The organism is Pseudoclavibacter sp. RFBI5, assembly GCF_002931395.1.
Lineage (GTDB): Bacteria > Actinomycetota > Actinomycetes > Actinomycetales > Microbacteriaceae > Pseudoclavibacter.
On record NZ_PSYA01000010.1, the window covers coordinates 1088722 to 1103198 of the forward strand.

Annotated in this window: 10 protein-coding genes and 1 tRNA gene; 2 read left to right on the forward strand and 9 right to left on the reverse strand. The window is 69.0% G+C overall.

Annotated elements, in window-relative coordinates; genetic code table 11:
* Positions 1-155 precede the first annotated feature (155 nt).
* Positions 156-1652, forward strand: a complete 1497-nt coding sequence (locus C5E06_RS12000) for an ATP-binding cassette domain-containing protein (RefSeq protein ID WP_104241649.1) — start codon at positions 156-158, stop codon at positions 1650-1652.
* Between the two features lie 49 nt (positions 1653-1701).
* On the opposite strand, the gene C5E06_RS12005 is transcribed toward C5E06_RS12000, so the two are convergent.
* From C5E06_RS12005 to hisS, 7 genes are all read right to left on the reverse strand, one after another.
* On the reverse strand, positions 1702-2517 hold the full coding sequence (locus C5E06_RS12005; RefSeq protein WP_104306981.1) for a shikimate 5-dehydrogenase: 816 nt from the start codon (positions 2515-2517) through the stop codon (positions 1702-1704).
* A 144-nt stretch (positions 2518-2661) separates the two neighbouring features.
* Positions 2662-2739 (reverse strand) — tRNA-Leu (locus C5E06_RS12015).
* A gap of 52 nt (positions 2740-2791) precedes the next feature.
* On the reverse strand, positions 2792-4318 hold the full coding sequence (locus C5E06_RS12020) for an NAD(P)/FAD-dependent oxidoreductase (protein WP_104241651.1): 1527 nt from the start codon (positions 4316-4318) through the stop codon (positions 2792-2794).
* Positions 4319-4369: 51 nt separating this feature from the next.
* Positions 4370-4900, reverse strand: coding sequence for a DUF501 domain-containing protein (locus C5E06_RS12025; RefSeq protein ID WP_258063141.1), 531 nt, complete (start codon positions 4898-4900; stop codon positions 4370-4372).
* 70 nt (positions 4901-4970) lie between these two features.
* Entirely contained in the window at positions 4971-5681 is a 711-nt protein-coding gene (locus C5E06_RS12030) for a septum formation initiator family protein (RefSeq protein WP_146081379.1), read from the reverse strand.
* Positions 5682-5800: 119 nt separating this feature from the next.
* On the reverse strand, positions 5801-7081 hold the full coding sequence (gene eno / locus C5E06_RS12035) for a phosphopyruvate hydratase (protein ID WP_104241653.1): 1281 nt from the start codon (positions 7079-7081) through the stop codon (positions 5801-5803).
* A gap of 188 nt (positions 7082-7269) precedes the next feature.
* Positions 7270-8586 (reverse strand): histidine--tRNA ligase, encoded by a 1317-nt coding sequence (gene hisS, locus C5E06_RS12040; protein ID WP_104241654.1) that lies wholly within the window; start codon positions 8584-8586, stop codon positions 7270-7272.
* A 25-nt stretch (positions 8587-8611) separates the two neighbouring features.
* Between hisS and C5E06_RS12045 the strand changes: the two genes are divergently transcribed.
* The gene (locus C5E06_RS12045; protein WP_104306983.1) at positions 8612-9862 is read left to right on the forward strand and encodes a winged helix-turn-helix domain-containing protein; all 1251 of its coding nucleotides are present in this window, start codon (positions 8612-8614) and stop codon (positions 9860-9862) included.
* A 122-nt stretch (positions 9863-9984) separates the two neighbouring features.
* Here the strand turns inward: C5E06_RS12045 and C5E06_RS19630 are convergent, their stop codons facing one another.
* Together C5E06_RS19630 and mfd are read right to left on the reverse strand one after the other, a co-directional pair.
* Complete coding sequence (locus C5E06_RS19630) at positions 9985-10833, reverse strand: MazG nucleotide pyrophosphohydrolase domain-containing protein (protein ID WP_104306984.1); 849 nt, start codon at positions 10831-10833, stop codon at positions 9985-9987.
* A 2-nt stretch (positions 10834-10835) separates the two neighbouring features.
* Entirely contained in the window at positions 10836-14450 is a 3615-nt protein-coding gene (gene mfd, locus C5E06_RS12055; RefSeq protein WP_374953236.1) for a transcription-repair coupling factor, read from the reverse strand.
* Positions 14451-14477: the final 27 nt, after the last annotated feature.

Consider the following 14477-nt stretch of genomic DNA (forward strand, 5'->3'; position numbering starts at 1 on the left):
ACAGTAGCGCACACCCGAGCGGTGCTCTGGCCATGCAGAGCGCCGATCTCGTATAGATTCGAGTCGTCTGAGTTCGCGGATCTCCGCGAGGGGGCAGACACGCGGAGCTGTTTCGCTTTCGGAATCAAGCTTCGCACATCTATCGAGGGGGAACGATGGAAACTCTTGTGCACCTGATCGGCGCAACGACTTCGTACGGCAACCGACAGGTGCTCCGGGCGGTCGACCTCACCCTGTATCGGGGGCAGATCGTCGGGCTCATCGGCGTCAACGGCGCAGGAAAGAGCACGCTTGTGAGCACACTCGTCGGACGCCAGCAGCTCGAATCCGGAACCATGATTCTCGGCGAGGAGCCGTACGCGCCTGCCTCACTCGCGGAGGCGCAGGCCTGCGGCGTGGGAGTGATCACCCAGAACGCGGAGCCGCCGAGGGGCCTGACGGTCGCGCAGGCGCTCTTCCGCAACACCTATCGGGCCGATGAGTCGCACGAGGCGGTTCTCGAACGCGCACGGGAACTCGTCGAGCAGACCAGCACCGAACTCGATCTTCACGCGATGATCGATGAGCTCGACCGGGGTCGTCGCGCGCTCGTCGAGGTCGTTCGCATGCTCGCCGAGGAGGCGCAGCTCGTCGTGATCGACGAGGTGGCCGTCACGCTCGCGGACCACGAGATCGCGCTCCTGCACCGAGTGCTCCGGCAGCTCGCCTCGCAGGGCCGAAGCATCCTGTACATCACGCACCGCATGGACGAGGTGCAGTCGATCGTCGACCGCGTCCTCCTGCTCCGTGACGGCACGATCGCCATCGACACCCCCATCGGCGGGCTCAGCGCCGAGGAGCTCACGGTCATGCTCATCGGCGAGCTGCCGGACGCGGAAGCGAGCCTCGCGAGCTCCGGGGAGGATGCGCACCGTGCCGCGCTCGCCGCGTTCGGCGTCGGCGACGGGCGCCTTCTGCACGGCGTCGATCTCCACGTGCGGCCGGGCGAGGTCGTTGGCGTCACGGGGACGCACGACTCGGGCGTCCGTCAGCTCATCGAGATCCTCGGTGGCGCGACCCGCCCGCAGCAGGGCCACGTGGAGCTGTTCGGGGAGCCTGTCGACCTGGCAGAGGCAGGCGTCGCCGAAGCTCACGGCGTGAGCTTCCTCGCGGACGCGGTTCCGGGGTTCGACGCCGATCGGAGCCTCATCCACGGCGTCGGCGCGACTGATGCGACCCTCGGCGCGGAGATCTCGCGGGCGAGGAAGATGATCGACCTCGTGCACCGACTGCGCATCAACACCGCGAGCATCCACACCGCGCTCGCAGAGCTCTCGGGCGGAGACCAGCAGAAAGCCGAGTTCATCCGTGCCGTCGAGCGCGGCGGCACGGTGCTCGTGCTCGCTCACCCGACGCAGGGCGTCGACGTCGGCGCACGTCGTGCCGTCTTCACCTTCCTCCACAGCCTCGCCGAGACCGGCACGGCGGTCGTGTTCCTGGGCACAGATCTCACCGAGCTGCTCAGGTGGAGCCACCGCGTCGTGGTGCTCGCCAACGGCAGGACCGCGCTCGAGGGACGCTCCGAGCTGCTCGACGAGGACATGATCGTGCACGCAATGCTCGGCGCCCAGCGCGCCGAACGAGTTGGGCGCCGAGCAGCCACGGCCACGTAGCAGGTTGGCTCGCCACCGAGACCGCGGCGCCCCGGTCCCGTCGAGCGGCCTAGAGCTCTCGAGAGAAGGCGGCCGCCCGCTCGACCTGCTCGGCGGTGATGCGCTCCCCCGTGTACTTCTCGAACTGCCTGGCCGCCTGCAGGGCGGCGACAGCGGCACCGGTGACCACGGGAACACCCTGCGCTCGTGCGAGCCTGATGAGTGGGGTCTCCGCCGGGAAGGCGACGACGTCGAACACGAGTGCAGCGGCGGCCACCTGCTCCTCGCTGAACGACAGCACGGCCTCGTCTGCCCCGGTCATGCCCAAGGGCGTGACATTGACCAGCACGAAGGCACCTGGCTCGGGGTCGGCGCGCTGCCACCGGTACCCGTACTTCTCTGCGAGGGCGGTGCCGGCGATCTCATTGCGCGCGACGACGGTCAGATCGCCGAAGCCGGCGTCCCGGAACGCCGCGACGACGGCCTTCGCCATGCCACCGGCGCCGCGCACGACCACCGGCAGCGACGAGCTGATGTCGTGCTCGGCGATGAGCTCGGCGATGGCCTCGTAGTCGGTGTTCGACGCGATGAGCCTGCCGCCGTCATTCACGATCGTGTTGACCGACTCGATAGCCAGGGCGGAAGGGTCGAGCTCGTCGACGAGCGCGATCACGGCTTCCTTGAAGGGCATCGAGACGGAGCATCCGCGGATGCCGAGCGCGGTGACACCGCGGATCGCGCCCTCGATGTCATCCGTCGTGAAGGCCTTGTAGATGAAGTTGAGACCGAGCTCCTCGTAGAGGTAGTTGTGGAACCGCGTCCCCAGGTTCGACGGCCGCGCGGCGAGCGAGATGCAGAGGGTCATGTCCTTGTTGAGAATCGGCATACGGCCAGTATCGCGGGTCGGCGCCGAGTGCGCCCCAGCAGCTGCCACGAACGCGGACACACCACAGCGACCAGACGGGTAGGACGTCGAGGTGAGGGACGCGGCGGTTGCGCGCGAAGCTCGACGCGAGCCGGAGTCGTCTCTTGGTGCCCCACCAGGGACTCGAACCCTGACCTGGAAAGATTTTAAGTCTTCTGCCTCTGCCAATTGGGCTAGTGGGGCGTACACGTCGGGGCCGCCGCATCCGAAGATGTGACGGCCCCGACGAGGTCAGCTACTTGCTGTCGCCAGCAGGCGCCTTGGCCGCGCGCGCGGCGGGCTTCGGAGCAGCCGATCCCGCTTCAGCGGCGACCTTCTCGGTCACCGTCTTGCCGCTGGTGTCCGCCGCAGGCTTCTCGGTCGAGGCGGCAGCCTTGTCGCCGCCGTGCTCGCTCGACGCGGGGAGCTTCTTCGGCGCATCCGCCTTGGCCTCGGGGGCTGCCGGGCGGGGACGCGAAGCGAACCGCTCGAAACCGGCGCGAGGCGTCTCGCGGGCGCTGAGCGAGACGAAGTCGCGGCCGAGCACGAAGTTGTTGATCCAGCCGGTGAGCACGCGGATCTTGCGCTCGACGGTCGGGATCGCCAGGTCGTGGTAGCCACGGTGGGCGAGCCAGGCGAGCACACCGGTCAGGGCGAAGGTGCCCGACTGGAATGCGCCGACGCCGATGCCGAGACCGGCAACCGCGCCCATGTTCTCGTGGTAGTAGTCCTTCGGCGTTCCGCCGCGGAGCGTCGCCACGAGGTTGGAGGCCATGAGCTTGCCCTGACGGACCGCGTGCTGGGCGTTCGGCACGCAGAAGCCGCCGACTCCACCACCGGAGAGGTCGGGGACCGCCGAGACGTCGCCGGCCGCCCAGGCGTCCTGGACGATGCCGTTGTCGCCCTCGACACGGAGGTCGGCGCGTGCCCGGAGGCGTCCGCGCTCGTCGACCGGGAGGTCGCTGTTGCTCTTGATGATCGGAGCTGCCATGACACCGGCGGTCCAGACGATGACATCGGTGGGGAACTTGTCGCCAGCCGAGGTCTCGACGACGCCATCGACCGCAGAGGTGACCTGCGTGTTGAGGTGCACCGTCGCGCCGCGCTCCGCGAGGTTCTTGATGACCCACAGTGCGGTGTCTTCCGACACCTCGGGCATGATGCGCCCGGCAGCCTCGATGAGGTGGAAGTGCACGTCGTCGAACTGCAGCGACGGGTAGTCCTCCAGCAGCGCGGTCGCGAGCGAGCGCATCTCGGCGAACGACTCGATGCCGGCGAAGCCACCGCCGACGACGACGAACGTGAGGAGGCGCGTGCGCTCCGGGCCCGGGGCCATGGTCGACGCCTTGTTGAAGTTGTCGATCATCGTGTCGCGGATCCACGTGGCCTCTTCGACCGTCTTCACGCCGATCGCGTTGTCGGCGATGCCGGGGATCGGGAAGGTGCGCGAGACGGCGCCGGCGGTGACCACGATGATGTCGTAGTTGACCGTGTACGGCTCGCCGATCTGGGGCGTGATGGTCGCCGTCTTCGTGGCGTGGTCGATGTTCGTGACCTCAGCCGTGATGACGCGCGAGCGCTTGAGGTGGCGACGCAGCGAGACGACTGCGTGACGCGGCTCGATGTTGCCGCTGATGACCTCTGGGAGGAATGGCTGGTACGTCATGTACGGCAGCGGATCGACGACTGTGACCTGGGCTTCGCCCGGGTTCAGCTGCTTCTCGAGCTGCCACGCCGTGTAGAAGCCGGCGTAGCCTCCGCCAACGATGAGAATCTTAGTCACGTACTTGTACTCCCTGCATGCGATGGTTGGGCGAGGAAAACCTTGTCAAGTCTACTCCTGCGCGTCACGGGCGAGTGCATCGCCCGGGTTCGCGCACACGCAGCGCTTCGGAGACCAGGTGGACAGCTCGAGCGCCCAGTCTCCGACGGGGTTCACTCCGGGCCCCGCGACCAGCGAATGGGCGGCCAGGGCGTGGAGGCACTTCACGCGCGTGGGCATGCCGCCGGCGGTGACACCGGCGATCTCCTCGACGACCTCGAGCGATTCGCGTTCGGCGAGGTAGCGCTCGTGTGCGGCCAGGTAGGCGACACGGAACTCCTCGTCGTCGCTCAACCGCTGCTGCATCTCCGGCATGATCTGCTCCGCCTCGATCTGCGACATCGCGATGGTCGCGGCGGGATGAGACAGGTAGTAGAGCGTGGGGAACGGCGTGCCGTCGGGCAGCCGTGGGCGCGTGACGACGACTGTCGGGTTGCCGCAGACGCACCGGGCGCCGATCCCGACGACACCCCGCATGGGGCGGCCGAGCTGCTCCCCCATGACCTCGAGGTCGCGTTCGCTGGCTACTGAGTACTCGAGCATTGGTCGCTTTCGGTTCTGCGGGCGGATGCGCTGGAGTGACGATCCGCGGGGTTCGATGTGCTTCGTGGCGCTAGTCGCCCGGGGTGGGCGCGGGTGCCGGCGCGGTGCCGGCGGTCACCATCGACTCGACGAAGCTGTCGAGCCAGCTGGCCTGCGTCTCGTGGAGCTCGGTGCTGATGTTGCTCTGCTGCTGCTTGTTGGTGGCGGGCGGGTCGAGCACGAGGTAGCTCGTGTCGCCGGGCATGACGAACAAGAGGCGCCCGCGGGCCTGCGACTGGATGTAGGCGGGGTCGCTCCACCTGTCGCGTTCCGTGGCGATCTCATCCACGCTCTGCTGCGTCTCGGTCAGCTCGGCCTGCAGCTGCGCGACGTACTGCCGCTGCGCGATGTAGCGCTGCGCGGTGGGTGCCAGCACCGCGATGCCGAGGATCACGACGAGTGCCACGAGCACGGTCGCGCCGTTCGGGCGCACGGTCGGGATGCGACGCCGTTGTTTCGACGACCCGCTCGACGACTGCGCGCGAGGCGACGACGACGGCTTGGAGCGGGACCTCGACTTCGAGGGCGAGGCCTTCGACGGGGTGGCCTTCGACGGGGTGGCCTTCGACGGGGTGGACTTCGACGAGCCCTTCGCCGCAGCCTTGGCTGGGGTGCCGCCCTTGGGCTTGGCGCTCCCGCTCGACTTCGCGTTCGCGTTCGGCCTCGACGGAGCGCGCGGCGTGGCTTTCGATTCGGCTCCCCCGCTCCGGCCCGAGCTCGACTTTCCCGTCGACTTCGCCATGCGCATCCCCCTCCCGTGTCGGCTTCCCATCATGCCGAACGGGCCGGGGACTTGCCCCGACCCGTTCGTGTGTCGCATTGATCAGCGCGGCGGTGAGCCGCGTCGACCGGCCCGAATCCCTATGCCTTGTGGCGGGGGAAGGCGCTGCGGCCTGCGTAGACGGCTGCGTCGCCGAGCTCTTCCTCGATGCGGAGGAGCTCGTTGTACTTCGCGACGCGGTCGGTGCGGGCAGGCGCACCCGTCTTGATCTGGCCGGAGTTCGTGGCGACCGCGAGGTGCGCGATCGTCGCATCCTCGGTCTCGCCCGAACGGTGCGACAGGATGGCCGTGTAGCCGGCGCGCTGCGCGAGCGAGACAGCGTCGAGCGTCTCGGTGAGCGTGCCGATCTGGTTGACCTTCACGAGGAGCGAGTTCGCTGCGCCCTCCGTGATGCCGCGCTGGAGGCGCTCCGGGTTGGTGACGAACAGGTCGTCGCCGACGATCTGCACCTTGGCGCCGATGGCGGCCGTGAGGGCCTGGTAGCCGGACCAGTCGTCCTCGTCCAGCGGGTCCTCGATCGTGACGATCGGGTAGTCGGCGACGAGCTTCTCGTAGAAGGACGTCATCTCCTCAGCCGAGACCTCAGCACCCTCGAAGTGGTACTTGCCGTCCTTGAAGAACTCGCTCGAGGCGACGTCCATGCCGAGCACGATGTCGGTGCCGAGCTCGTACTTCGTCGCGCCGATGGCCTCGACGATGAGGTCGAGTGCCGCACGCGTGTTGGGCAGGTCGGGGGCGAAGCCGCCCTCGTCGCCGAGGCCCGTTGCGTAGCCCTTGGAGTGAAGGGTCTTCTTGAGCTGGTGGTACACCTCGGTGCCCCAGCGAAGCGCCTCGCTGAAGGTCTCTGCACCGATGGGGAGGATCATGAACTCCTGCACGTCGATGCCGTTGTCAGCGTGCGCGCCACCGTTGATGATGTTCATCATCGGCACGGGGAGCACGTGAGCGTTGGGGCCGCCGACGTAGCGGAAGAGCGGGAGGCCAGCCGAGTCGGCTGCTGCCTTCGCGACTGCGAGGCTCACGCCGAGGATGGCGTTCGCGCCGAGGCGCTTCTTGTTGGGGGTACCGTCGAGCTCCTTGAGCTCCTCGTCGACGAGACGCTGGTCGCTGGCGTCGAAGAACTCGATGGCGGGGTCGATCTCGTCGATGACGGCCTCGACGGCCTTCTGGACGCCCTTGCCGAGGTAGCGGTCGGCGTCGCCGTCGCGCAGCTCGAAGGCTTCGAAGGCGCCGGTGGATGCGCCGGACGGCACAGCCGCGCGGCCGGTCGATCCGTCATCGAGCAGAACCTCGACCTCGACGGTTGGGTTGCCTCGGGAATCGAGGATCTCGCGGGCGTGGACGACGTCAATAAGGGCCACAGGATGCTCCTTGCGAATCAGTAGCGTACGGACCGCCAGAGACGCGGTCCTTCGTCAGTGTATCGGGGTCGGCGGAACGTGAGGAGGGCGCGGACGCGCTGACGTCACGAGGTGGGCGACGTGGCTTGCGACCTCCGCCCCGCGGGGATCGTGCCGAGAAGCGCTCCCCCTCGTTCGGAGGTGCCAGGCTACGAGCCCTGGAGCGCCTCGAAGCTGAGCGTCTCGGGCGCGGCGACGTGCTCGTCGCGCACGTGGGCCACGTGCGTGAACCCCTGCTCGGCGAGCGAGGCAAGAAGGCCGCGCACGTTCTTGGGCTTCTTGGCGACGCGCACGCGCGACGCTCCGGAGCGCACGACCACGCCCTTGACCTTCGCGATGTCAGCGACCGACGCTCGCTTGTCGAAGAGCAGCGCCACGGCACGCTCCTCGCCCGAGTCGGGCAGCTGCGCGAGGTCGACGATGCGCTCGAAGCCGATCGAGAACCCGCACGCCGGCACATCCTGACCAAGGAAACGGCCGATCATGCCGTCGTAGCGTCCGCCACCCCCGACCGAGGAGCCCGACTCCGGGTGCGCCGCCTCGAAGATCGTGCCCGTGTAGTAGCCCATGCCACGCACGAGGCTCGGGTCGAACACGAGCCGGATGGAGGCGCCCGCCGCGAAGGCCGCATCCGCGATCTCGACCATGCCCTCGACGACCTCGACGACGGCCGGGTCCTCCCGGAGCGCACCGGGCAGGCTCGTGAGCACCGTCGCGCGATCAAGACGGATGCCGGTCTCGAGCAGGGGCGCCCACGTGGCGAGCGCCGCCGCGAGCTGCAGCGCGGCCGTCGCGTTGAGCGTCGCGAGCTCAGCCGCCACTCCCTCTGGCCCGATCTTGTCGAGCTTGTCGATCGTGATGAGTGCGGCGCCGTGCTCGGATTCCGCGAATCCGCAGTGCACGAGCAGAGCGGTGAGCAGGCGCCGGTCGTTGACTCGGATCGTGCAGTTGTCGAGGCCGAGCTCGACGAGCGCGGCCGATGACGCGACCAGCAGCTCGACCTCGGCGAGCGCACCCGGCTCGCCGATGATGTCGATGTCGCACTGCACGAACTGCCGGTAGCGCCCCTTCTGCGGCCGCTCCGCGCGCCAGACCGGCGCCATCTGCAGGCTGCGGAATACCCCGGGCAGGGTTCCGCGGTGCGTGGCGACGAACCGCGCGAGCGGCACCGTCAGGTCGAAGCGCAGACCAAGGTCGCTCAGCGCGAGAGGGTCGCCGGCCTCGGCGGCAGCGGCAAGCGCCTCGGCGTCGAGCGCGCGCTTCATGACGGCGAAGGACAGCTTCTCGTTGTCGCCGCCGAGCCCCGAGTGCAGCCGCGCGGCGTCCTCGACGACCGGCGTCTCGATCTCATCGAAGCCGTGCCTCGTGTACACCTCGCGGATCGTCCCGAGGATGCGCTCGCGCCTGCGCTTGTCTGCCGGAAGGAAATCGCGCATGCCACGAGGCGGAGTGATCTGAGAAGCCATTGCACTATTCTCGCAGGATGATCGCATGCGACGGATTCGGGGGCGCCGCGTGACCGACCAGCTCCCCCTCATCGGTGCGGCTCAGGCCAGACGCATCGCGCTCGCGGCCCAGGGGTTCGGCGGGCGGAAGGCCGCGACCGAAGCCGGAACGCGGCAGCTGGGCTCGCTGCTCTCGCGCATCCACCTGCTGCAGATCGACTCCGTGAACGTGTGGGAGCGCAGCCACTACATGCCCGTCTTCTCTCGACTGGGCGGCTACGACAAGGCGGCACTCGACCGTCTCGCGTCCGGTCGCCAACCGCGCCTCACGGAGTACTGGGCCCACGAGGCGGCGCTGCTCCCCGTCTCGTCACTGCCGCTCTTCGGGTGGCGGATGCGCGACAAAGAGGAACGAGACCGCCGCAAGAACGCAGAGTTCCTCGAGGGCCACGCGGCGACGATCGCGTGGCTGCGTGCCGAACTCCTCGAGCGAGGCCCGCTCGCTGCCAGCGAGTTCGACCACGAGGCCAACAAGCGGCGCGGCTCCTGGTGGGAGTGGTCGGACGTCAAGATCGTGCTCGAGTACCTCTTCCGCTGGGGCGAGCTCGCATCAGCACCCCGCAAGGGCTTCGAGCGGCGCTACGCGCTGCCGGAGCAGGTGCTGCCGCCCGAGGTGCTCGGCGCCGAGGTGAGCACGCGCGACGCGGTCCGTGCGCTCACCGGCATGGCCGCCGCTGCCCACGGCATCGGCACCACGGCCGACCTGGCCGACTACTTCCGCGTGCCGATGGCGCTCACGAAGACGGCGCTCGAAGAGCTCTCCGACTCCGGCGAGGTCCTGCCCGTGCGAGTCGCCGAGTGGGGCAAGGACGGTCAGTCGGGAACGGCGTGGCTGCATCGCGACGCGAGGCGGCCACGCGGGATGGACGCGGCAGCGCTCCTCTCGCCCTTCGACCCCGTCGTCTGGTTCCGACCGAGAGCCGAGCGGATGCACGACTTCCACTACCGCATCGAGATCTACACACCCGCCGAGAAGCGGGTCTACGGCTACTACTCCCTGCCGATCCTGCTCGGCGACGCGGTGGTCGGCCGCGTCGACCTGAAGAACGACCGGCAGTCGCGCATCCTGCGCGTGCAATCGGCATGGAGCGAGGCGGATGCGCCCGCCGACATCGCCGAACGCACCGCCGTGCTGCTGCGCGATGCCGCCGCCTGGCAGCACCTCGACGACGTCGTCGTGGCCGACCGCGGCAATCTCGCCCGCGACCTGGGCGGCGCGCTCACGTCGACGAGCTGACGCAACGCCGCGGCCGGCATTCCCGCCCTCCGGGCTGCCTGCCTGCCTGCCGGCCTGGTCGAACGCTGCCCGGCGCTTCGCCCTCCAAGCCTTGCCCCGGAGGGGTATTCAACGGGCAGCGATCACCCAGGTGAGGGGTCTCGCGTTTCGGTTTCGGCTTCGGCTTCGGCTTCGGCTTCGGCCGAGCGGATGCGCGCCTCGAGTTCGCGGTTGGCGAGCCGCATCGCACGCTCGGCGTCGAGCCCCCGCGCATCCGCGTCGCGCACGAGCGCAAGCAGCGTTCGCCCCAGCGTCAGTTCCTCGTCAGGCGCGTCCCCGGTGGCTGCGCCCTCCTCTCCCACCCCGGGTTTCGGGATGACTTCCACGCTTCCGGATGGCTTGCTTTCCATCCCGAAGCGCCCAACCCATCCCGAATCGCTGGGCGAGGCGGCGGGCGAGGCAGCGGCTGAGGCGGCGGCGGGCGAGGCGGCGGGCGAGACATCGGCCGCACCGAGCTGGCGCTCCTTGCCGAGCAGCTTCTGCGCGAGCGCAAGCGCCGACATCCCTCGGGGCACGCCGTCGAGCACGCTCGTGCGGTCGCGCTTCTCGATGGCCTTGGCCTCCTGCCAGAGGCGGATGATCTCGTCGATGTCGCGGGTGGGCGTCGGCCCGAAGACGTGAGGGTTCCGGCGCACGAGCTTGTCGGCCTGCTCACGAGCGACGTCCTCGAGCGTGAAGGCGCCCTGCGCCCGCTGGGCGGCGATGTCCGAGTGGAAGAGCACCTGGAAGAGCACGTCGCCGAGCTCCTCGCGGATATCGGTGGGGTCGTCGCTCTCGAGCGCCTCTATGAGCTCCGCGGACTCCTCCGTGAGGTACTTCACGAGCGTTGCGTGGGTCTGCTCCTCGTACCAAGCGCATCCGGTGTCTCCGCGGAACGCCTCCACGACGCTGAGCAGCCGGAGCAGCTCGGGACGATCGCTCGCCTCCCTCACGGCTACTTGGCCTCCGTGTCGCTGGGGACCTCGACGACCTCGTCCTCCACCTCGAAGATGGCCTTGAGGATGCTGCGCACCCAGATGAGCATCTCCTCGTCGCTCGGCGGGTTGCCGTCGCGCCCCTCGAGGATGGGGATCGCGAGCGAGCTCGTGGCATCGACGATCTTCGACCCCGGATACATGCGCCGCAGGCGCATCTGCTTGGAGTCGCTCAGCTCGGCGGGTCCGATGCGCAGCGTCTTGCCGAACACGACGAGCTCGCCGAGGCCAGCCTTGACGGCGAGGCGGCGCAGCTTCGAGACCTCGATGAGGCGCTGCACCTCGATGGGCGGCTCCCCGTAGCGGTCCCGCAGCTCCTCGAGGACGAGCCCGATCTGGCCCGGCTTCGCGTTGGGGCTGGAGGCACTCGACAGCTTCTGGTAGGCCTCGAGGCGCAGTCGCTCACTCGCGACGTAGTCCTCGGGCACGCGGGCATCCACGGGGATCTCGAGCCGCAGCTCCGTCTGCCCCTCGGCGACCTCGCCGCGGAAGGTGTTGACGGCCTCGCCGATCATGCGCAGGTACAGATCGAAGCCGACGCCGGCGATGTGGCCGGACTGCTCGCCGCCGAGCAGGTTTCCCGCGCCGCGGATCTCGAGGTCCTTGAGGGCCACCTGCATGCCGGAGCCGAGCTCGTTGTTGGCCGCGATCGTCTCGAGGCGGTCGGTGGCGGTCTCCGTGAGCGGGCGCGTTCCGTCGTACAGCAGGTAGGCGTAGGCGCGCTCGCGTCCACGACCCACACGTCCGCGCAGCTGGTGTAGCTGGCTGAGCCCGTAGCGCTCGGCGTCGTCGATGATGAGCGTGTTCGCGTTGGCGATGTCGAGGCCGGTCTCGACGATGGTGGTCGAGACGAGCACGTCGAACTTGCGTTCCCAGAAGTCGACGATGATCTGCTCGAGCCGCGCTTCGCTGAGCTTGCCGTGCGCGACCGCGACCCGCGCTTCCGGCACCAGCTCGGCGATCTCCGCCGCCACCCGGTTGATGGATGCGGTGCGGTTGTGCACGTAGAACACCTGCCCCTCGCGCAGCAGCTCGCGGCGGATCGCGGCGGCAACCTGGCGCTCGGACTTGGCGCCCACGAACGTGAGGATCGGGTGCCGGTCTTCCGGTGGGGTCGCGAGGGTCGACATCTCGCGGATCCCCGTCACCGCCATCTCGAGCGTCCGAGGGATGGGCGTCGCGCTCATCGCGAGGATGTCGACGTTGGCCTTGAGCTTCTTGAGCGCGTCCTTGTGCTCGACGCCGAACCGCTGCTCCTCGTCGATGACGATGAGGCCGACGTCCTTGTACGCGATGGTGTCGGTGAGGAGGCGATGCGTTCCGATGACGATGTCGACGGAGCCGTCGGCGAGGCCGCGGATCGTCTCCTCCGACTCCTTCTTCGACTGGAACCGGCTGAGCGGCTTGATGGTGACGGGGAAACCCGCCATCCGCTCCGAGAAGGTCTCGTGGTGCTGGCGGACGAGCAGCGTCGTCGGCACGAGGATGACGACCTGCTTGCCGTCCTGCACCGCCTTGAACGCGGCACGCACGGCGACCTCGGTCTTGCCGAAGCCCACGTCGCCCGAGACGAGGCGGTCCATGGGGATGGGTCGCTCCATGTCGCGCTTGATCTCGTCGACGGTCTGCAGCTGGTCGGGCGTCTCCACGAACGGGAACGCCTCCTCGAGCTCGTGCTGCCAGGGTGTGTCGGGCCCGAACGCGTACCCCTTCGAGGCCATGCGGGTGCTGTAGAGCTTCACGAGCTCCACGGCGATGTCGCGCACGGCCTTGCGGGCCTTGCCCTTCGCGGCCGACCAGTCGGAGCCGCCCATCTTCGAGAGGGCGGGCGCCTCGCCGCCGACGTACTTCGTGAGCTGGTCGAGCTGCTCGGTCGGGATGAACAGCTTGTCACCCGGCTGGCCGCGTTTGGACGGCGCGTACTCGATGAGGAGGTACTCGCGCACGGTCTTGGGGGCGTTCCTGCCGCCCGCCTGGACCTCTCGCTGGCGCAGCTCGATGAACTTGCCGATGCCGTGCGTCTCGTGCACGACGAAGTCACCGGCTTTGAGCTGCAGCGGGTCGACGACCGAGTTGGCGCGTCGCCTGGCGAGCTTCTTCGGCTGGCGCGAGTCGTATCCGACGGCGCGTCCGAAGAAGTCGGTCTCGGTGACGAGCGCGAGCTTCTGGCCTGGCACCTGGACGCCCGTGGAGACGGGTGACTGGGTGAGGTAGGCGACGCCCGTCTCGAGCTCGTCGGGCAGCTCGTCGACGAGCCTCGCAGCATCGCCATGCTCGGAGAGCAGCTGGCTGGCACGCTCCACGAGGCCGGGCCCCTGGCTCGTGACGACGACGCGCCAGCCCTCCTTGAGGAGCGCTGAGACGTGCTCGATCGCGCCGTCGGCGTTGCCGGCGAAGCTGGGCACCGCGTCGCCCTCGATCTTCACGGCGAGGATCTCGCTCGCGTCGAGCTGCTCCTCCGGGATCTCCAGTGACTGGAACGGCGAGAGCGACCACCACGGCCGGGCGCCGCGAGCGTCGCGGAGGCCGGAGACGCTGAGGAAGTCGCCGGAGCTGAGGTCGATGGGGGCATCCGCACCGGCGGTCGCGGCACTCCAGGCGGCCTCGAGGAACTCGTGGTTCGTCTCGGAGAGGTGCACGGCGCGCGTCGCGACTCGTTCGGGTGAGAGCACCGCCATGGCGGCGTCCTCCGGCAGGTAGCTCGTGATCGGGACGAGCTCGCTCACGAGCGCAGGGGCGAGCGATTCCATGCCCTCGGACGGGATGCCCTCGGCGATCTTCGCGAGCATCTGCTGCAGGTTCGGGAACTCGTGCTGCATCTCGCGTGCGCGCTGGCGCACGCTCTCGGTGAGCAGCAGCTCGCGCGCCGGGGTGATGAGCGCCTCGGTGACCTCGGACTCGAGCGAGCGCTGATCCGCGACCGAGAACACGCGGATCTCGTCGACCTCATCGCCGAAGAAGTCGATGCGGAGAGCGTGCGACGCATCCGGTGGGAACACGTCGAGGATTCCGCCGCGGACGGCGAACTCGCCTCGTCGCGTGACCATGTCGACCCGCGAGTAGGCGAGGTCGACGAGCTGCAGGGCGAGGCTCGAGAGGTCGTTGCCACGAGAGCCGCGCTCGAGGCGGATGGTCGTGGCCGCATCGAGGCCGGGCAGGAGCGGCTGGAGGGCGGCGCGCACGGAGGCGAGCAGCACGAACGGCGCGGTACGCTCCCCCGCCTTCCAGTCGGTGAGCTCGCGCATGGCGCGAAGCCGGCGGCCGGTGGTCTCGACGGAGGGGCTCAGCCGCTCATGCGGGAGCGTCTCCCACGCCGGGAACTCCGCGATGTGCGCATCCGGCACGAACGTCTGCAGGTCGGCGCCGAACTGCTCGGTCTCACGGCTCGTCGCGGTGAGCACGAACAGCATCGGGGCGGCGCCGAGCTCGGTCTGGCGTGCGGCGAGGAGGTTCGCGATGAGCGGGGCCCTTGCCCCATCGACGAGCGAGAAGTCGGTGTCGCGACCGGCGCGCCCCATGGCGCGCTCGAAGGAAGGGGTGGACTGGATGGAGCGTACGAAGCCGTGCAGAGTCACTCGGGGAATTGTACGCGCCGAGGGGAA

What these genes read in the sequence shown, in the direction of transcription:
- C5E06_RS12000 (WP_104241649.1), top strand. Translation starts at nt 156, where the DNA reads ATGGAAACTCTTGTGCACCTGATCGGCGCAACGACTTCGTACGGCAAC.
- C5E06_RS12005 (WP_104306981.1), bottom strand. Translation starts at nt 2,517, where the DNA reads ATGCCGATTCTCAACAAGGACATGACCCTCTGCATCTCGCTCGCCGCG.
- C5E06_RS12025 (WP_258063141.1), bottom strand. Translation starts at nt 4,900, where the DNA reads ATGCTCGAGTACTCAGTAGCCAGCGAACGCGACCTCGAGGTCATGGGG.
- C5E06_RS12030 (WP_146081379.1), bottom strand. Translation starts at nt 5,681, where the DNA reads ATGGCGAAGTCGACGGGAAAGTCGAGCTCGGGCCGGAGCGGGGGAGCC.
- hisS (WP_104241654.1), bottom strand. Translation starts at nt 8,586, where the DNA reads ATGGCTTCTCAGATCACTCCGCCTCGTGGCATGCGCGATTTCCTTCCG.
- C5E06_RS12045 (WP_104306983.1), top strand. Translation starts at nt 8,612, where the DNA reads ATGCGACGGATTCGGGGGCGCCGCGTGACCGACCAGCTCCCCCTCATC.